Raw genomic sequence first — 18,550 nt, forward strand, 5'->3', positions numbered from 1 at the left:
CCGCGAAGCTGGTGATGATTTCACCTACTGTGATTGCTGCATTTGCATCAATCCAGGTTGCGGCGGCGCGTCTGGCTTCGCGGCTTACGCCACTCCTACATTTGCATTGTTCCTACAGCTGTCCCTAAACCTGCGCGACAGTCCGCGCGGCCAACAATCGGTCCAATATCGATTTCAGTGCCAGCGGCCGCACCGGCTTCTGCAACAGGGTCAGCCCCTGCTCCAGCACCTCGCGGCGCGTGGCCAGGCTGTCGTCGGCACTGAGAATCAGCGTTGGCCGCGCACCAAACCGCTCGGCGAGGCTCCACTGCAAGGCGGTGCCGGTATCGCCATCGTCCAGGTTGTAGTCAAACAACCACAGCGCGATGGGCTGTGCCTCCATCACCGCGATTGCCTGCGCGCGGCCCGACGCCTCGGCCACGGTGTATCCCCAGCCGCGCAGCAGGCCCGCCAGCGCGTGCAACGCGGCCGGGTCGTTGTCCACCACCAGCACGCCGATTGCATCGCCGGCGGACTCGGCGCGTTCTGTCGCCGGCACCGCCGCAAGCGATGGCACCAGCGCGGCAGCCACCGACACGGAGAACACGGTCCCACGCCCCTTCTGGCTGCGCAGCCGCAACGGTGCGTGCAACAAGCCGGCAATGCGATCGGCGATGGCCAGGCCCAGCCCGAGCCCCTGGCCGCTGCTGTCTTCGCCACGACGGAACTCCTCGAAGATCCTGCGCTGCTCGCTCTTGGCGATACCCGGACCGGTGTCGTGCACTTCGATGCGCACCTGCGTGCCTTCGCGGCGGATGCCCAGCAGCACGCCGCCCTGAACGGTGTAGCGCACCGCGTTGGCAAGGAAATTCTGCAGTACGCGCCGCAGCAGTTGCGGATCGCTGTTCACCCAGACCGCAGACGGCACGTAGTGGAACGCCAGGCCACGCGCGGCGGCCAGCGCCCGGAACTCCGAGGCAAGCGGGTCCAGCACTTCGGCAAGTGGCATGTCGCGTGGTTGCGGCACCAGCCCGCCCGCCTCCAACCGTGACATGTCGAACAGGCCGGTCAGAAGATCGGTAGTCGAATCCAGCGCGCCGCGTATCTGCACCACCACCCGCTGCTGCTCGGCTCCCACCTGCTCGACCAGCGTGTCGGTGAACAGGTGCGCGGCGTGCAGCGGCTGCAGCAGGTCATGCCCCACTGCCGCCAGGAAGCGACTCTTGGCATCGTTGGCACGCTCAGCCTCGCGTTTGGCCGATTCCAGCAATGCGGTCCGCTCACTGACGCGCTGCTCCAGCGTCTCGTTGCTGCGCTTGAGCGCGCGCTCGCTGCGCCGGAATTCGGTGACATCGGTGAAGGTGGCAACGAAGCCGCCGCCGGGCATGGGGTTGCCGCGAATCTCCACGATCTTTCCATCCGGGAACACGCGCTCGGTCAGATGCGGCGTACCGGCGCGCATGAAGGCCAACCGCCGGTCCACTGCGCGCTCATCGCCACCACGCTGCGGCATCGCCTGCAACGCCCAGCGGGTGAGATCAACGATGGGCCGTCCCACCTGCAGCAACTCGTCGGGGAAGCCGAACATCCGTGCATACGGCCGGTTCCATGCCACCAGCCGCTGCTCACGGTCGATCACGCTGATGCCCTGGCTCATGTTCTGCAACGCCGCCTGCAACACCTGCTGGCTGAAGCGCAGATCCTGCGAGGCTTCACTGACGATGGCGGCCACCGTCGCCAGCTCGCTGCTTTCGCGCCGCGCCGCATCCAGCAGCAGGCGCGCCGACGCCGCACCGAGCACGGCGGAGAGTTCACGTTCCACCTGCGCTTCGATCAACGCCGGCACCGGGCCATTGCGCGGCGCATCGGCCAGCAGACGCTGCACCTGCTCGAACGGCAGGAAGCGGCGGCCGGCATCACGCAGCGCATCAGCGTCCAGATTGCGCCGCGCGCGATCGGGCGCATCGCGTCGCCATGCCATCGCCAGCAGCGTCACCGCCGTGCCTGCGAACAGGCTTGCACCCACCGCACGCCCCAGCGGCGTCCAGCCGGTCAGCCCGAACAATGCCTGCGGCGCCAACCAGCGCCAGCCAAACGGCCCCTCGGCCACCCACGCCGGCATGTGTCCGCCGCTTTCCAGCAGCGAGGGCAGCAACAGCACCCAGGCCCAGGTGAGAAAGCCGGCAAGCACACCGGCGATCGCCGCACGCGGAGGCGTCTGCGGGCGCCAGATGGCGAAGGCCAGCACCGGCACCAGCGTGGCCAGCGCCGAGAACGACACCGCGCCGATATCGGCCAGCACATTGCCGCCGCCGATCAGGCGGCTGTAGCCCCAGGCCAGCAGCATGATCACGCAGATGCCAACACGCCGCAGCCACACCAGTTCACGCCGATGATCGCCACCACCGGCACGTGCCCAGGCACCGCGCAGCAGGCCCGGCGCGAACCAGTGGTTGCCGATCATCAGGCTCAGCGTCAGCGTGCTGACCACCACCATGCCGGTGGCCGCACTCAGGCCACCGAGGAAGGCAAACAACGCAATGCCCTCATGCCCTGCCGAGAACGGCAACGCCAACGTGTACATGTCCGAAGGCACGCTGTTGCCAAGCAATGCGGTGCCGGCTTTGGCCAGCGGCAGGATAGGCAAGGCGATCAACAGCAGATAGAGCGGAAACAACCAGCGCGCGGTACGCACGTCGGCAGGATCTCGGCACTCGACCACACCGACATGGAACTGATGCGGCAGCAGGAACATCGCCAACCCGCCCAGCAGCACCAGCGGCACGAAGCCGCCAGCCGGCGCTTCCATCGGCGCGGCCGGCACCGTCGGCAACCCTTCCAGTCCAAACCAGACGAACAGCCCGAGCGCCAGCATCGCGCACAGCTTGAACACCGACTCCACCGCCATCGCGAGCACCAGCCCGCGGTTGTGTTCGGACACGTCGGCACGACGCGCACCGAACAGCATGGCGAACAGCGCCATCGCCAATGCCACATACAACGCGCTGTCATGCCACGGCGACCCGCTCTGCCCGGCATCCACCGCACGCGAGGTGATCATGCCGAAGCTCATCGCCACCGCCTTGAGTTGCAGTGCGATGTACGGAATCAGGCCAAGCGCGGCGACCAGCGTGACCGTTGCCGCCAGCCACGCATCGCGACCGAGGCGTGCGGCGATCAGGTCGGCCAGCGAGGTTGCGTTGGTTTCACGCGCAAGACGCACCAGCCGCACCATCACACCCACCGCCAACGCGTAGAACAGGATCGCGCCGACAAAAGTCGGCGGCAGCGGCCAGCCATGGCGCGCGGCCTGGGTGACGGTGCCGTAGAACGTCCAAGAGGTGCAATGCACCGCCAGCGACAACGCATACACATGCCGCCAGTGCCGCGCGAACGCCGTCGGCCGACGCTCGCCATACAGCGCCGCGCCGAACATCAGCGCCAGCCAGGCAAGCCCCGCCAGCGCAACCGTCACCAGACTCAACATGTGTGCAGCTTCCCCCGAATGCTCCCTTGCAGGATACGGAGTAAGCAGGCGGCGATGAAGGGTCGGACATCCTGCCCCGCTGCCCCGCAGAAAACGGGTTCCAGAACGCGCCCGCGTGGGCCGCGGCGGAAGCCGCAGTGATCGTCGGGACAATCCGTTGCGCTGTCGGCCAAGGAAGTCGGCGGCAAAAGGCCTGCCCTCACCCCAACCCCTCTCCCGCAGGCGGGAGAGGGGCATGAAGCGTGACGATTCGCAGCTGCCAGAGCCCGTGCGTGGGAGAGGGACTTGAAGCGTGACGATCTGCGGCTCCCAGAGCCCGCTCGTGGGAGAGCGGCTTGAAGCGCAACGGTCCGCAGTGCTCCAAGATCCTCTCGTCGGATAGGGACTGAAGCGTGACAGTCCACAGCGCTCCGAGCCCCTCTCCCGCGCCCCTGCCCTTGCGCGCCCGCAAGGGCCAGGGCGCGGAGCGGGGGTTGGGGTGAGGGCGGCTGAAAAAAGAAAGCCCTCCCCGCATCACACGGGAAGGGCTCTCATTCCTTCAATCAGGCAGGGAAAGAACCCCCGCCCGATTCAACCATCAGAACTCGTAACGCGCGGTCAGCGTGTACTGGCGCGGCGCACCGTAGAAACCGGTCAACACGCCATAGGCAGCGATGTTGTAACCGGTGGTGCGGTACTTGGTATCGGACAGGTTGGTGCCCTGCAACGAGAAGGTCCACGCGTCGTCCAGCTTCCAGATCACGCCTGCGCCCAGCAGGCCATAACCGTCCTGCTTGATCGCCGGGCTCAGGTCGGTGGTCGGCCACACTTCCGACTGATACGAATAGCCCACCCGCGCCGACAGATTGCCGCCGTTGGCCAGATCGGTGCGGTATTCCACGTTCAGCGCACCGGAGAACTCCGGCGCATTGGTGAAGTACTGCGTGTCGGCGATGTTGACGCCGCCACTCATGAACTCGTCGTACTTGGCATCCAGCCACGCCAGGTTGCCGTTGATCATCCAGTTGCGGGTCGGCAGGAACTGGTACTCCACTTCCACGCCCTGCACCGTGCCCTTGCCGGCATTGGTGAAGTCGCCGAAGAAGCTCTGCCCGCCGCCGGGCAGCGTGTACGACGTGAACACCGACAGCTGGATGTCCTTGTACTTGTTGTGGAAGTACGCAAGGTTCAGGAACGCACGCTGGTCCAGGAACGACATCTTGCTGCCGATCTCGTAGCTGTCCACCACTTCATCCTGGAACGGCTCACCCGAGCGCGGAATCGACGTGGTGTTGGCGCGGATGTTGAAGCCACCGGACTTGAAACCACGTGAGCCGGAGATGTACGCCATGATGTCCGGCGTGAACTCGTAATCCAGCGACACCTTGGGCGAGGTGTTCTTGAAGTTGACGGTCTTGTCGAAATTGGCCGCCGTACCCCACGAGGTTTCGTACTGGTTGTTGGTGTAGAAGCGGTTCAACGCCACCGCATTCTTGTCTTCGTCGGTGTAACGCGCGCCCACGTCCAGCTTCAGGCGATCGGTCAGGTCGAACGTCCAGTCCGCATACACGGCGATGCTCTTGGTGTTGACTACACCCTGCGTATCACCGAACAGCGGATTGGCCAGGGCCGTGGGCAGCTTGGGGTTCCAGAAGTGGTTGAGCACCTGGCCACCGGCATCACCATTGAACCAGTACAGGCCCATCACGCCGCGTGCGCGGCCACCTGCGTCGAAGTTGGCCTGCAGTTCCTGGCTGACCTGGCTGTCGCTGTAGAACGCACGCACGTCCACCAGCGGCAGCGGCGTGGTGTCGAAATCGATGTTGGTCTCGGTATCGGATTCGCGCTTGGCCACGATGTACTTGAACGCCCAGTCCTCACTCGGGCGCCAGTTCACCGTTGCCGAAGCCCCCTTCATCTCGGTGTTGTTGACATTCTTCATGCCGCTGCGGATGTCGTAGCGGTCAGACAACGGCGGATAAGCCGGTGCCAGCGGGTTCGGCGCCAGCATCTGCGAGCCGCGCATGCCGGACTTGTCGTCCATGTAATCGAACGCAAACTGGACGTCGAAATCATCCTGCGAGTACGCGCCAAGCTGCAGACGCGCCGCATTGATTTCCTTGTCGCTGACATCCTGCCCGGTGTACTTGTTCTCGCCGAAACCGTCGCGGTTCATGCTGGCCACGGCCACCCGGGCACGCAGCCCGCTGTCCTTGCCACCGATCTCACCACCCAGCCCGGCCTTCACGTCGAGCTGGTTGTAGTTGCCCACCGTCACCGAAGCAAAGCCGCTGGTTTCCTGCGGCAGCCCGCGCGAGATGTACTTGATGGCACCGCCAATGGTGTTCTTGCCATACAACGTGCCCTGCGGGCCGCGCAGCACTTCGATGCGCTCCACGTCGAACACATCCAGCAGCGCACCCTGCGGACGGGCGATGTAGACGTCATCCAGATAGATACCCACGCCCGGGTCCACGCCCCACAGCGGATCGGCCTGGCCGACGCCACGGATATACACGGTGGCCGTGCTGGTGGAACCACGTGCGGCGTAGATGGTCAGGTTGGGCACCTGCCCATCCAGGTCGCTCAGGTCCTTGATGTTGAGTTTGTCCAGCGTCTCGGGCGTAAACGCCGTCACCGCTACCGGCACATCCTGCAAAGTTTCCTCACGCTTGCGTGCGGTAACCTTGATCGAATCCAGCGTCGTGGCGGCCTGATTCCCCGCTGCCGCCTGCTGCTCCTGGGCCTGCACGAATGCGGCCGGCGCCAGCAGAATGCCGCCGATGGCCATGCTCAGATACTTGCGCTTCATTGGTCTCCCTCCTCCCGGGTATGACGTAACGGCACACGGATGCCGCCATGCTGCGCACGTTAACGAGGCGTTAGCTCGGCGCGTATCGTCCGTTCGTACAGTGGGCCGCACGCCTCCGCATCCTGATACTCGCCGGCAACGTATTGGCCGGGGAGCCGTGGATGTCGTTTCTGATCGTATTGGCGGCCCTGTGCTTCCTGATGTTCGTGGCCTACCGCGGCTACAGCGTGATCCTGTTCGCCCCGGTGGCGGCATTGGGCGCGGTGCTGCTGACCGACCCAACCCTGGTCCAGCCGATGTTCACCGGCTTGTTCATGGACAAGATGGTCGGCTTCCTGAAGCTGTACTTCCCGGTATTCGTACTGGGCGCGGTGTTCGGCAAGCTGATCGAGATCTCCGGTTTCTCCAAGTCCATCGTCAGCGCCACCATCAAGCTGGTCGGTGCCCAGCGCGCGATGCTCTCCATCGTGCTGGTCTGCGCGCTGCTCACCTACGGCGGCGTGTCGCTGTTCGTGGTGGTGTTTGCGGTCTACCCGTTCGCGGCCGAGTTGTTCCGCCAGAGCAATATCCCAAAGCGCTTGATTCCCGGCACCATCGCGCTTGGCGCTTTCACCTTCACCATGGACGCGCTGCCGGGCACGCCACAGATCCAGAACATCATTCCGTCCTCGTTCTTCGGCACCACCGGCTGGGCCGCCCCGTGGCTGGGCGTGATCGGCACCGTGGTGATCCTGGTGCTGGGCATGAGCTACCTGGAATGGCGCCGGCGCGCGGCCATCGCCAAGGGCGAAGGCTACGCCGGCACTGGCGAGGAACTGCGCAACGAACCGGAACCCTTCCACGGCGACACGTTGGCGCATCCGCTGGTGGCGATCCTGCCGCTGCTGCTGGTCGGCGTATCCAACTTCCTGCTGACCCGCTGGATTCCCGGCTTCTACGGGCAAACCCAGTCGTTCGTGCCGGCGGTGATCGGCAACCCGGCGCCGGTGGTGCAGGAAGTCTCCAAGATGGCCGCCATCTGGGCCGTGCAGGGTGCCCTGCTGCTGGGCATCCTCAGCGTCATCGCCTTCGCCTGGAAGCCAGTGGTCAGCGCCTTCGCAGAAGGCACCAAGTCCGCCATCGGTGGCGCCATGCTGGCCTCGATGAACACCGCGTCGGAATACGGTTTCGGTGCGGTCATCGCCGCCCTGCCGGGCTTCCTGGTCGTGGCCGATGCGCTGGGATCGATCCCCAACCCGCTGATCAACGAAGCCGTTTCAGTCACCGCCATGGCCGGCATCACCGGCTCGGCGTCCGGCGGCATGAGCATCGCGCTGGCCGCGATGGCCGACAGCTTCATCGCCAACGCGCAGGCTGCCGGCATTCCGATGGAAGTCCTGCACCGCGTGGCATCGATGGCCTCCGGCGGCATGGACACCCTGCCGCACAACGGCGCGGTGATCACTGTCCTGGCCGTCACCGGCCTGACCCATCGCCAGTCCTACAAGGACATCTTCGCCATCACCATCATCAAGACCCTGGCGGTATTCGCAATCATCGGCGTGTACTACGCCACCGGGCTGGTTTGAGTTTTGAGGATGGGGCTTGGCTCAGCTTGACTCAGCTCAGCTCAGCTTGGGCTGGCTTGGCTCGGCGGCGCCGGACGCAGGCAAACGGCAAATCAATCACCGGCCGCCAAATGAAAAAGGCCCGAGCAAGCTCGGGCCTTTCCAGTTTCCATAACAGGAAACAATCGCCCGGCTGCACGTCACTGTGCAACACCGGACGATCTCACATCCTTGTTGGCGTCCTGCCTTCCCCAGCTTCCTGCCCTGTTTGGGTTCCTGGTGTTCCGCCATCCGGGTGGTCCACAATTTCGCGTCCTTTCCGCTCAACGCCTTTCTATCGGTCTGGGCACCGCCGTCCCGGCGGGCTTCTTGGCGGGGGCAACTCCGGCCCTCACTTCGATCAGGTCACGATTCCGTTCGACCGTTTTCAATCCGATCCCTTTCACCAGCGCCAGTTCCTCGACGCTCCTGAAAGGCCCGTTCGCCTGTCGGTGATCGATGATTGCCTGCGCCTTGGAAGGGCCAACATTCACCATCACCCGGCCCAGCTCCGCCGCAGAGGCGGTGTTGATGTCGACCTTGTCCGTGGCTTGCGCCGATACGGTCAACAACAACGCCAGAACCAGTGACTTCAGCATCACGGCAAAAAGCTGCATCGCTACACTCCTTGTGACTTGGGCTGGTCTGCCGGCATTCCCGCCGGTCGAACCAGTGTTCCGCGCCACATGAACACAGACTATCCGTCACACGTCGCTCACACAGCCGGCGAATACCCCGAGCGCTTGTAGGAAAATTCCTACAAGGTCCGATTCCAGGGGAGGCGGCGTAGAATGGTTACACCTGACATTGCTACTGGAGATCCAGATGGACAGCGCCAAGATCGGCCAATTTCTCAGCGACAAGTGGGACAAGGACATCGTCCCGCAACTGGTCGATTACATCCGTATCCCCAACAAGTCGCCGATGTTCGACGCCAACTGGGTCGCCAACGGCTACATGGACCAGGCAGTGAGCCTGATGGAGAACTGGTCCAAGGCGCAGAACATCCCCGGCCTGCAGGTCGAAGTGGTTCGTCTGGAAGGCCGTACTCCGCTGATTTTCCTGGAAATCCCGGCCACTGGCCCGGAAACCGGTGATGACACCGTGCTGCTCTATGGCCACCTGGACAAGCAGCCGGAAATGACCGGCTGGGATGATGACCTGGGCCCGTGGAAGCCGGTGCTGCGTGGCGAGAAGCTGTACGGCCGCGGTGGCGCCGATGACGGTTACGCCATCTTCGGCTCGCTGGCCGCCGTGCTTGCGCTGCAGGAGCAGGGCCTGCCGCACGCCCGCTGCGTGATCCTGATCGAAGCCTGTGAAGAGTCCGGCTCCTACGACCTGCCGGCCTATGTCGACCATCTGGCCGACCGCATCGGCCAGCCATCGCTGGTGGTGTGCCTGGATTCGGGCTGCGCCAACTACGACCAGCTGTGGTGCACCACCTCGCTGCGCGGCCTGACCGGTGGCAACTTCACTGTGAAGGTGCTCAACGAGGGCGTGCACTCCGGTGATGCGTCCGGCGTGGTGCCGTCCAGCTTCCGCCTGCTGCGCCAGCTGCTGTCGCGCATCGAAGACGAAAAGACCGGCCGCATCCTGCTCGACGGTCTGCACGTGGAAGTGCCGGCCGAGCGTCTGGAGCAGGCCAAGCGCGCTGCCGACGTGGTCGATACCGCCATTTTCGACAAGTTCCCGCTGGTTGATGGCCTCAAGCCGATGAGCGATGAGCTGACCGAACTGGTCCTCAACCGCACCTGGCGCCCGGCGCTGTCGGTTACTGGCATTGGTGGCATGCCGCCGCTGGAATCGGCCGGCAACGTGCTGCGCCCGGAAACCTCGGTGAAGCTGTCGCTGCGCCTGCCGCCGACCGCCAACGGCAAGGTCTGCGGGGAGCTGCTCAAGGAAGCCCTGCTGCGCGATCCGCCGAATGGCGCTCACGTCAGCCTGGATCTGGAAAAGGCCTCCACCGGTTGGAACGCCCCGGCCATGGCACCGTGGCTGGAAAAGTCCATCGACGACGCCAGCCAGGCGTTCTTCGGCAAGCCGGCGATGTACATGGGCGAAGGCGGCTCGATCCCGTTCATGGGCATGCTGGGCGAGAAGTTCCCGGGTGCGCAGTTCATGATCACCGGCGTGCTGGGCCCGCACTCCAACGCGCACGGCCCGAACGAGTTCCTGCACATCCCGATGGGCAAGCGCGTTACCTCGTGCGTGTCCAAGGTGCTGTTCGACCACCACGCGGCCAGCCTGCGCGGCGAGACCAGCGGTTCGCCGGTGGCTGCCGACAGCGGCACCCGTCACGGCGGCCACGGCTGCTGCTGATCCGGCCGGCCCGCGATCGTGCTGCCTGCGCAGCCGGTCGCGGCCAGCGGATGAGGGTTTGATGACGGACGCAGCCTGGCCTTGCTAGGCTGCGTCTTTCCATTTGGCGGACAGGCACATGAGCGGACTGTTTGGCAGCGACAGCTGGCTGTACATCATCCTGATCGGCTTCTTCGTCGGCCTGCTGGGCCGCTTCTTCATGCCCGGCAACAACCGCATGGGCTGCCTGCTGACCATCGTGCTGGGTATTGCCGGCGCGGTGTTTGCCGGTTGGTTCGGCCGCGAAATGGGCTGGTACTCGGCAGGTGAACCGGCTGGCTTCATCGGCGCCATCGTCGGTGCGATCGTCATCCTCGCGCTGTTGCGGCTGGTCAGCGGCGGCAAGCGCTGAGTCTCTTTCTTTTTCCTGTGCGCCGGTCGGCGCGGTTTCGACGTACCCGTCCATGAATGATCCTGCTTCCGATCCGCTGCGCGCCGAACAACGCCAGCAGTGGACCTGCGCCGCACTTGGCGACCCGGCCACCCGACTCGACCGCGCCTCGGTCGATGCAGGTTTCCGCAGCTATTGGCGGGCCACCAGCGCGCGCGGCAGCCACATCGTGATGGACTCCCCGCCGGCACTGGAAGATGTCCGGCCGTGGTTGCGCATGCACGACCTGCTCGAACCCAACGGCGTGCGGGTGCCGCAGGTACTGGCTCGCGATGTCGATAACGGTTTCCTGCTGCTGGAGGACCTTGGCGGCCCGACCCTGGCCCGGCACATCAACGATGACAATGCCGATGCCTGGTTCGATGCAGCGTTCACACAGCTGATCACGCTGCAGTCGATCCCGGTGCCCGACGGCATGGGCGCCTTCGGCGAAGCGTTGCTGCAGCGTGATGCGGGCTTGTTCGATGAGTGGTTCCTGCAACACCACCTGGGCGTGTCGCTGGATTGCGGTGAAGTGGAGCAGTTGCAGCTTGTGCATCGGCGCCTGATGGACAACGCACTCAACCAGCCGCAGGTACTCACCCACCGCGACTTCATGCCGCGCAACCTGATGCCGATCGAACACGGTGGCCCCGCGGTACTGGATTTCCAGGATCTGGTGCGTGGCCCGATTGCCTATGACCCGGTGAGCCTGTTCAAGGATGCGTTCCTGAGCTGGCCGTTGCAGCGTGTCGATGGCTGGCTGGCGCGTTACCACGCGCGTGCGCTGGAAGCCGGGCTGCCGGTGCGGCCGTGGCCGCAGTTCCTGCGCGATGCCGACTGGATGGGCGTGCAGCGTCATCTCAAGATTCTCGGCCTGTTCGTGCGCCTGCGTGATCGCGATGGCAAGCGCCATTACTTCGAGGATGCGCCGCGCTTCATCCGCTATCTGGACGAAGTGTTGCCGCGTTATCCGGAACTGGCGCCGTTGCTTGATCTGCTTGAACAGCGCATCAAGCCGGCGATGGCTGCCAAGGCGGCCGCATGAAAGCGCTGATTTTTGCAGCTGGCCTCGGCGAGCGCATGCGCCCGCTGACCGATCACACGCCCAAGCCGCTGCTGCAGGTGGCCGGCAAGCCGCTGATCGAATGGCACCTGCAACGACTGGCTGCGCTCGGCGTTGCCGATGTGGTGATCAACACCAGCTGGCTGGCCGAGCAGTTCCCGCGGCAACTGGGCGACGGAAGCCGCTGGGGCCTGCGCCTGCACTTCGTCCACGAAGGCCCGGTGCCGCTGGAAACCGGCGGCGGCATGTTCAATGCACTTTCATTGCTGGGCGATGCGCCGTTCATCGCGGTCAATGGCGACATCTGGAGCGATTTCGATTTCGCCCTTCTGCCAGGCAGCCTGGACGGGCTGGCGCATCTGGTGATGGTCGACAATCCGGAGCACCACCCCGGTGGCGACTTCGTCCTGGGCCGCGATGGCAGGTTGCACGATGACGGTGATGCGCCGCGCCTGACCTTCGCCGGCATTGGCGTCTATCAACCAGCGCTGCTGCAAGGCTGGCAGGCGGTGATCGGCGAGGCCGAGGGCAGCACGCAGACACCGCCGCGTTTCAAACTTGCGCCGTTGCTGCGTGCGGCGATGTTGCGCGATGCGGTGAGTGGCCAGCATCACCATGGCCGCTGGACCGATGTGGGGACGCCGCAACGACTTGACCAGCTGGATGCGCAGTTGCACGGGATGCGGAGCTGATTGCTGCGTCGGTGAAGCCGATCAGCGCTAGAAGCCTTACCCCTCCCCAGCCCTCCCCTTGCCTACGGCAAAGGGAGGGAGCAGAAGCGGGCTTCGCAGCAGCCCGACAGATTGTGCATGACCAGCCCCTCTCTTTTGCGCAGCAAAGGGGAGAATTTGGGAGGAGTGCTTTTCGCAGCGAACGGACAACACACGCCGCCAGCGAATCCGCTACTCCCCGTTCCCCGCTTCAAGCACGCGCTTGAGGAACGGCACGGTGATGCGACGCTTGGCCGCCAGTGATTCGCGGTCGAGCTTTTCCAGCAATGCCACCAAGCCGCTCAGGTCACGGCCGGTGCGGGTCAACAACCATTCCAGCGTGGCCTCGTCCATCACCAGGCCACGACGTACCGCGCGCTCGCGCAGCACCGCGCCACGGCCTTCGTCGTCGAGCGGGTCAAGCATGATCCGGCCGCACTGCGACAATCGCGAACGCAGGTCCGGCAGTACCAGCCCCAACGCATCGGGCGTACAACGCGCCGTGTAGAGCAGGGTCACGTCGGCCGCACGCGCACGATTGTGGAATTCAAACAGGGTCACTTCCTGCTCACGCCGGCCGGCTACGTACTCCAGCCCGTCCAACGCCACCATGTCATGACCTTCCAGCGCTTCGAGCGCTTCGTCCAGGCGTTTGCCGGCGGCCTGCAGGGGCAGATAGGCAGGCCTGCGCCCGGCCTGCAGCGCTGCCGCGCAGGTGGCCAGCGACAGGTGCGTCTTGCCGGTGCCACCGGCGCCGGCAAGGAAAATCCAGTCGTGGCTGCTGCCTACGGCGAGCGCGCGCAACTGGGCCAGCGCGCCGTCCGGCGCGCCGATGAAGGTCTCGAATCGTTGGTCTGGCGGATAACGCAAGGCCAACGGCAACTGCGGCACACTCACTTCGGTTCAGCGTCCTTGGATAGGATGGCCGGACCCACGGACGGTTCTCCGCGCGCATCCAGCACGATTGCCGACCCATGGCCGGCATACAGCTCACTCTGGCGGTAGCGCTCATGCGCATAGCGCAGCAGCACGTTGATCACCGCCGCCGCCGGCAACGCCAGCAGCATGCCCAGGAAGCCAAACAACTGACCACCGGCCATCACCGCGAAAATCACCGCCACCGGGTGCAGGCCGATCTTGTCGCCCACGATACGTGGGGTCAGCACGTAACTTTCCAATAGCTGGCCGACGGTAAACACCACGCCAACCAACACCAGCAACTGCAGGTCGAAGCCCTGCGCCTGTACCAATGCAGCCAGCACCGCCAGCACCACGCCGGTGGTCGCTCCGAGGTACGGGATGAAGCTGATCAGGCCAGCGACCAGGCCGATCAGCAGGCCCAGGTTCAACCCGGCCATCGTCAGGCCGGCCGCATAGACCACGCCCAGCGCGATCATCACCACGATCTGGCCGCGGATGAAGGCGCCAAGCACGTCGTTGGATTCCCGCGCCAGCCGCGACACGATCTCGATATGGTTGCGCGGGATCAGCGAGGCGACACGCTCGACCAGCTTGTCCCAGTCACGCAGGAAGTAGTAGGTCAGGATCGGCAGCAGCGCCAGGTTGACCACCAGCGCCACCATCGCAAAACCCGAACGCGACACGTAGCCAAACAGCGCGCTGGCGGCTCCGCCGGCCTGCTGCCAGTGGCTGCGCACCCATTCGATCAGGCGCTCGGGCTCCAGCCAGCTCATCAGCTCGAAACCGGATTTCTGCTCGATCCACGGCAGCGCCGTGCCCAGCAGCCATTGCTGCGCCTGCGGCCACGCTGCGGCCAGGGTGACGATCTGACGCTGGATCAGCGGCACCAGGATCAACAGCGCCAAGGTCAGCAGCAGCACCATCGCCACGAACACCAGCACCACTGCGGTGTTGCGCGAACGGCCACGTGCTTCGAGCCAGTCCACCAGCGGATCGCCCAGCCATGCCAAGGCCAGCGCGATCACGAACGGCGTCAGGATCGGTGCCAGCAGCCCCATCACCCACAGACCAAACACGGCCAGCACCACCCATTTCAGGCGACGCAGGAACAGTGCGATTTCAACTTCCGGGGTAACGATGCTCATCGGATGCGGTACTCGGCGCGCCTGCTGATGCTTGCCTCGCCGTCGGCGGGGTCATCCTCGACCGTGCTCACCGGTTGCAGCGGGCTGTCCTGGCCAAGCATGCGATTCAGGCCCGACAGGCCGGTGCTCAACTCGACATCCAGCTCCAGGCGGTCTCCCGCTGCCTGGATCGGCATGATCGACTTGACCACCGCCACCCGCTGCAGGGCCGAGGCCAGCCGCAGGTAATCATCCGCACTGCCGATGCCGCTCACCACGATGCGGTAGGTTCCAGCCGCGCCGGTTGCTGCCGGCGCCTTGGCATAACGCCGCACCAGCGCGTCGGCCGCGCCATCGGCACCGCCCACCATGGCGCGACGTGCGTCACTGTCACGGGTGGTCCACTTGGACAGTTCACGGCCGTTGTCGACGAACACCCAGTCCGCCTGCCAGCCGCCGCCGGCCTTGGCGCGGTAAAGCTTGCCGACCAGCTGCATCGGCGGCGCGTAGCGGGCCGAAGCCCGTGCCACAGCGGCCGTATCCTGACGCCAGATCGCGCCGACCAGGGCCTGTTCGGCTGCACCGCCGGCAGGCAGGCCCAAGCGGAAGCCGCGTTCGATCGCCCGATCCAGCAACGGCCGCGCCGCATTGGACTGCTGCACGCTGACCAGACGCGGGCCGCTGCCATCGTCGATGGCCAGCCAGGCCACCGGCTTGGGCCGCGGCTGCGGCCACACTGGCAGGCCCAGTGCGGCGACCAGCTCATCCACGTCGCTCTGGCGGAAACGCGCCACCAGCACGGTACGAAAGCTCGGCGCGCCGCTGGCGGCAACGCCCTGGTCCTGGCGGTAGTCGTAGCTTTCCACCATGTCACGGGCGCTGCGCAGGGCCTGCGCCACGCCGGGACGGGCCATCGTGCCGCGATCGCCGGACAACTTGCCCAGTACCACGCCCAACGCCCGCGTCATTGCGCCGTTGCGGTCCGACTCGGACTGGCTGTTGACGGGCACCTCGGCCTCGTAGGCTCCCTTGGCGCTGGCAACGTCCCCTTCGGTACGCATGTCCGACTGCGCCTGCACCGCGAAAACGGACAGGCTCAGCGCCAGAAACAGCATTGTGACCAGGCTGCGACGCATTGAATATTCCATTGCTCGACGATTCCGGAGGGAATTGTTGCCCGAATGGGGCCTTCGCGCCAACGTGGCCTGTTAAAATGCCGCGTTCACCCCGCCAGTGCAGCCGCCCGTGACCAGCTCCCCGACCTCTGCGAACTCCCCCCTGACCTACCGTGACGCCGGTGTCGATATCGACGCGGGCAACGAACTGGTCGAGCGCATCAAGCCGCTGGTAAAGCGCAGCTTCCGCCCTGAAGTCATGGGCGGGCTGGGTGGCTTCGGCGCGCTGTTTGATCTGTCCAGCAAGTACCGCGAGCCGGTGCTGGTCTCCGGTACCGACGGCGTCGGCACCAAGCTGAAGCTGGCACAACAGCTGGGCCGCCACGACACCATCGGCATCGATCTGGTCGCCATGTGCGTCAACGACGTGCTGGTGCAGGGCGCCGAACCGCTGTTCTTCCTGGACTACTTCGCCACCGGCAAGCTCGACATCGACACCGCTGCGGCGGTGGTCGGCGGCATTGCCAACGGCTGCACCGAGGCCGGTTGCGCGCTGATCGGCGGTGAAACCGCCGAAATGCCCGACATGTACGCCCCGGGTGAATACGACCTGGCCGGCTTCACTGTCGCAGGCGTTGAAAAGAGCGAACTGAAGGACGGCTCGGCCGTGCAGCAGGGTGACGTGCTGATCGGCATCGCCTCCTCCGGCCCGCATTCCAACGGTTACTCGCTGGTGCGCCGCATCTATGAGCGCGCCGGCAGCCCGACCGACCTGGTGCTGGAAGATGGCGTGAAGCTGGTCGACGCGCTGATGGCGCCGACCCGCCTGTACGTCAAGCCGATCCTGTCGCTGCTCAAGTCGCACGGTGCCGCCGTGCACGGCATGGCCCACATCACCGGTGGCGGCCTGACCGAGAACATCATCCGCGTGGTGCCGGAAGGCCTGGGCCTGAACATCGATGCCGGCAGCTGGACGCTGCCGCCGGTGTTCCAGTGGCTGCAGCGCGAAGGCAATGTTGCCGACAGCGAGATGTGGCGCACCTTCAACTGCGGCATCGGCTTCGTGCTGCTGGTTCCGGCCGACCAGGCCGCGGCCATCAACAGCGCACTCGATGCGCTGGAGCTGGCGCATTGGCAGATCGGCGAAGTGGTCGCTGCCAACGGTGGCGAACGCGTCCACATCGGCTGATACCGCCCAACCTGCAAGGTGCCACTCATGGATGCAGTGAATCCCCCCGCTCCGCCGCCAGCAATCACCGAAGAAGACGCCAACCAGTTGCGTCTTCTGTCGATCTTCCACTACGTGGTGGCGGCGTTGACCGGCCTGTTTTCGTTGTTCCCGGTCATGCACCTGGTGATAGGGCTTGGCATCGTCAGCGGCAAGCTTCCGGTGAACGCCAGCAACCCGGATGTCCAGGACGTGGACCCCCGGCTGTTTGGCTGGCTGTTCGTCATCTTCGCCGCCGTGTTCATTGCCTGCGGCCTGCTGCTGGCCGGCTACATGGCCTACGCCGGGCGCTGCCTGGCGCAGCGCCGGCGTCACACGCTGTGCCTGGTCGTTGCGGCGATTTCCTGCATGTTGATGCCCATCGGCACGGTGTTGGGGGTGTTCACCCTGATCGTGCTGATGCGCCCCTCCGTCAAGGCTGCTTTCGCTTGAATACCCTGCTGTCGTCGCCTGACGACCACGTTTGTTGCCTGGGTCGCACCGCATGACCAACGCCAAGAAGATTGCCTTCATCGGCGTGCTGGCCGTATTCCTGATCACCTGGATCAAGCCGCTGTGGCCGGTCGAACAGGCCCTGCACAGCACACTGACCGTACTGGGCCTGGCCGCCTTGTGGTGGGTTGACCGACGTTGGCGACTGGGCGCCGGCGCGTTCATCGCCATCTGCGCTTTCATCGTCGTCCACTGCATCGCTGCGCGCTGGCTGTACTCCAACGTGCCCTACGAGCAATGGTTCCAGGCGTTGCTGGGCTGGTCGCCCAATGCCGCGTTCGGCTGGGAGCGCAATCATTTCGACCGGCTGATCCACTTCCTGTACGGCGTGTGCTTCACCCCGGCGCTCACCCAACTGGTGCGGCATGCCTGGCCTGCGCTGCGCCTCGGCCATGCGTTCACCCTGGCGGTGATGGTGATCATGTGTTCCAGCCTGGCCTACGAATGGTTCGAATGGGGCATCGCGCTGCTGCTATCGCCTGACGCGGCCGAGGCCTACAACGGCCAGCAAGGCGATATGTGGGATGCACATGCCGACATGCTGCTGGCCACGCTGGGCAGCCTGCTGGTCTGGCCGCTGGCGCACAAGGTGGCAAGCCGATGAACAGCCCCGCACGCATCGCCGTGCTGGCCTCCGGCCGCGGCAGCAACCTGCAATGCCTGCTGGACGGCATCGGTAGTGGCCAGCTCGATGCACGGATCGTCGGCGTCTTCTCGGACAAGCCCGGTGCCGCCGCGCTGGACAAGGTCGCACCGGAACTGCGCTGGGCATCTGCCCCCAAAGACTTCGACAACCGCGAAGCCTTCGACCAGGCACTGGCCGACGCAGTCGCCGCCTGCAACCCGGACTGGATCATCTGCGCCGGCTACATGCGCATCCTCGGCACCGGCTTCGTCGAACGCTTCAACGGGCGCCTGATCAACATCCACCCGTCCCTGCTGCCGCTGCACAAGGGCCTGCACACGCATGCCCGCGCCATCGAGGCCGGCGATGCCGAACACGGCGCCAGCGTGCATTTCGTGGTGCCGGAGCTGGATGCCGGCGCGGTGCTGGCCCAGGCGCGGGTACCGGTGCTGCCCAGCGATACGCCGGAAACCCTGGCCAACCGGGTGCTGACGGTGGAACACCCGCTGCTGCTGGCCAGCGTGGCCCTGCTGGTCACCGGCCGCATAACTGAACAGGATGGGGAGATCCTGTGCGATGGTCAGTCCCTGCTCAGGCCGCTACGCCTAGATTCGGCCGGCGTGCTGGTTGGTTGATGCCTACATGCCACTGACCTTCCTGCTGGCATGCTCCCCCCTTAACTTCCTTCGCCGAACCCG

Annotated in this window: 15 protein-coding genes; 9 read left to right on the forward strand and 6 right to left on the reverse strand. The window is 65.3% G+C overall.

Annotated features, from left to right (window positions below; genetic code table 11):
- Nucleotides 1–124: 124 nt before the first annotated feature.
- Complete coding sequence (locus LR961_RS13535; RefSeq protein ID WP_232150296.1) at nt 125–3,466, reverse strand: PAS-domain containing protein; 3,342 nt, start codon at nt 3,464–3,466, stop codon at nt 125–127.
- Between the two features lie 577 nt (nt 3,467–4,043).
- On the reverse strand, nt 4,044–6,257 hold the full coding sequence (locus tag LR961_RS13540) for a TonB-dependent receptor (protein WP_232150298.1): 2,214 nt from the start codon (nt 6,255–6,257) through the stop codon (nt 4,044–4,046).
- A 161-nt stretch (nt 6,258–6,418) separates the two neighbouring features.
- Between LR961_RS13540 and LR961_RS13545 the strand changes: the two genes are divergently transcribed.
- Complete coding sequence (locus tag LR961_RS13545) at nt 6,419–7,825, forward strand: GntP family permease (RefSeq protein ID WP_232150300.1); 1,407 nt, start codon at nt 6,419–6,421, stop codon at nt 7,823–7,825.
- A 302-nt stretch (nt 7,826–8,127) separates the two neighbouring features.
- Here LR961_RS13545 and LR961_RS13550 read toward each other — a convergent pair whose 3' ends face one another.
- Entirely contained in the window at nt 8,128–8,460 is a 333-nt protein-coding gene (locus LR961_RS13550; protein ID WP_232150302.1) for a ComEA family DNA-binding protein, read from the reverse strand.
- A 208-nt stretch (nt 8,461–8,668) separates the two neighbouring features.
- Here LR961_RS13550 and LR961_RS13555 point away from each other — a divergent pair, with 208 nt between their 5' ends.
- The 4 genes from LR961_RS13555 to murU all read left to right on the forward strand — a co-directional run bounded on the left by LR961_RS13555 (nt 8,669) and on the right by murU (nt 12,329).
- On the forward strand, nt 8,669–10,162 hold the full coding sequence (locus LR961_RS13555; RefSeq protein ID WP_232150304.1) for a M20 family metallopeptidase: 1,494 nt from the start codon (nt 8,669–8,671) through the stop codon (nt 10,160–10,162).
- Nucleotides 10,163–10,280: 118 nt separating this feature from the next.
- The gene (locus LR961_RS13560; protein WP_232150314.1) at nt 10,281–10,553 is read left to right on the forward strand and encodes a GlsB/YeaQ/YmgE family stress response membrane protein; all 273 of its coding nucleotides are present in this window, start codon (nt 10,281–10,283) and stop codon (nt 10,551–10,553) included.
- 52 nt (nt 10,554–10,605) lie between these two features.
- Nucleotides 10,606–11,619: a phosphotransferase gene (locus LR961_RS13565; protein ID WP_232150316.1), complete on the forward strand. Its 1,014-nt coding sequence runs from the start codon at nt 10,606–10,608 to the stop codon at nt 11,617–11,619.
- Nucleotides 11,616–12,329, forward strand: a complete 714-nt coding sequence (gene murU, locus LR961_RS13570; protein ID WP_232150318.1) for an N-acetylmuramate alpha-1-phosphate uridylyltransferase MurU — start codon at nt 11,616–11,618, stop codon at nt 12,327–12,329. Before LR961_RS13565 ends, murU begins: the two co-directional genes overlap by 4 nt.
- 210 nt (nt 12,330–12,539) lie before the next feature.
- On the opposite strand, the gene hda is transcribed toward murU, so the two are convergent.
- The 3 genes from hda to LR961_RS13585 are packed head-to-tail and all read right to left on the reverse strand — an operon-like array spanning nt 12,540 to nt 15,540.
- A complete protein-coding gene (hda, locus tag LR961_RS13575) occupies nt 12,540–13,244 on the reverse strand; it encodes a DnaA regulatory inactivator Hda (RefSeq protein ID WP_232150320.1) in 705 nt (234 codons plus the stop codon).
- The gene (locus LR961_RS13580; protein ID WP_232150329.1) at nt 13,241–14,413 is read right to left on the reverse strand and encodes an AI-2E family transporter; all 1,173 of its coding nucleotides are present in this window, start codon (nt 14,411–14,413) and stop codon (nt 13,241–13,243) included. The genes hda and LR961_RS13580 overlap by 4 nt, the downstream gene beginning before the upstream one ends.
- Complete coding sequence (locus LR961_RS13585; protein ID WP_232150337.1) at nt 14,410–15,540, reverse strand: DUF2066 domain-containing protein; 1,131 nt, start codon at nt 15,538–15,540, stop codon at nt 14,410–14,412. Before LR961_RS13585 ends, LR961_RS13580 begins: the two co-directional genes overlap by 4 nt.
- Before the next feature lie 97 nt (nt 15,541–15,637).
- On the opposite strand from LR961_RS13585, the gene purM reads away from it, so the two are divergent.
- From purM to purN, 4 genes are read left to right on the forward strand one after another with little or no spacing between them, the layout of a single operon-like run.
- On the forward strand, nt 15,638–16,696 hold the full coding sequence (gene purM / locus LR961_RS13590) for a phosphoribosylformylglycinamidine cyclo-ligase (protein ID WP_232150355.1): 1,059 nt from the start codon (nt 15,638–15,640) through the stop codon (nt 16,694–16,696).
- Nucleotides 16,697–16,723: 27 nt separating this feature from the next.
- The gene (locus tag LR961_RS13595) at nt 16,724–17,167 is read left to right on the forward strand and encodes a hypothetical protein (protein ID WP_232150356.1); all 444 of its coding nucleotides are present in this window, start codon (nt 16,724–16,726) and stop codon (nt 17,165–17,167) included.
- A 52-nt stretch (nt 17,168–17,219) separates the two neighbouring features.
- Complete coding sequence (locus LR961_RS13600; RefSeq protein WP_232150358.1) at nt 17,220–17,831, forward strand: DUF2238 domain-containing protein; 612 nt, start codon at nt 17,220–17,222, stop codon at nt 17,829–17,831.
- Entirely contained in the window at nt 17,828–18,487 is a 660-nt protein-coding gene (gene purN, locus LR961_RS13605; RefSeq protein WP_232150360.1) for a phosphoribosylglycinamide formyltransferase, read from the forward strand. The genes LR961_RS13600 and purN overlap by 4 nt, the downstream gene beginning before the upstream one ends.
- Nucleotides 18,488–18,550 lie beyond the last annotated feature (63 nt).

The sequence above is a fragment of the Stenotrophomonas sp. SY1 genome (genome assembly GCF_021202945.1).
Taxonomy (GTDB): Bacteria; Pseudomonadota; Gammaproteobacteria; order Xanthomonadales; family Xanthomonadaceae; genus Stenotrophomonas.

Coding starts and splice junctions, on each gene's coding strand:
- LR961_RS13535 (WP_232150296.1), bottom strand. CDS start 3,466: ATGTTGAGTCTGGTGACGGTTGCGCTGGCGGGGCTTGCCTGGCTGGCG.
- LR961_RS13540 (WP_232150298.1), bottom strand. CDS start 6,257: ATGAAGCGCAAGTATCTGAGCATGGCCATCGGCGGCATTCTGCTGGCG.
- LR961_RS13545 (WP_232150300.1), top strand. CDS start 6,419: ATGTCGTTTCTGATCGTATTGGCGGCCCTGTGCTTCCTGATGTTCGTG.
- LR961_RS13550 (WP_232150302.1), bottom strand. CDS start 8,460: ATGCAGCTTTTTGCCGTGATGCTGAAGTCACTGGTTCTGGCGTTGTTG.
- LR961_RS13555 (WP_232150304.1), top strand. CDS start 8,669: ATGGACAGCGCCAAGATCGGCCAATTTCTCAGCGACAAGTGGGACAAG.
- LR961_RS13560 (WP_232150314.1), top strand. CDS start 10,281: ATGAGCGGACTGTTTGGCAGCGACAGCTGGCTGTACATCATCCTGATC.
- LR961_RS13565 (WP_232150316.1), top strand. CDS start 10,606: ATGAATGATCCTGCTTCCGATCCGCTGCGCGCCGAACAACGCCAGCAG.
- murU (WP_232150318.1), top strand. CDS start 11,616: ATGAAAGCGCTGATTTTTGCAGCTGGCCTCGGCGAGCGCATGCGCCCG.
- LR961_RS13580 (WP_232150329.1), bottom strand. CDS start 14,413: ATGAGCATCGTTACCCCGGAAGTTGAAATCGCACTGTTCCTGCGTCGC.
- LR961_RS13585 (WP_232150337.1), bottom strand. CDS start 15,540: ATGGAATATTCAATGCGTCGCAGCCTGGTCACAATGCTGTTTCTGGCG.
- LR961_RS13595 (WP_232150356.1), top strand. CDS start 16,724: ATGGATGCAGTGAATCCCCCCGCTCCGCCGCCAGCAATCACCGAAGAA.
- LR961_RS13600 (WP_232150358.1), top strand. CDS start 17,220: ATGACCAACGCCAAGAAGATTGCCTTCATCGGCGTGCTGGCCGTATTC.
- purN (WP_232150360.1), top strand. CDS start 17,828: ATGAACAGCCCCGCACGCATCGCCGTGCTGGCCTCCGGCCGCGGCAGC.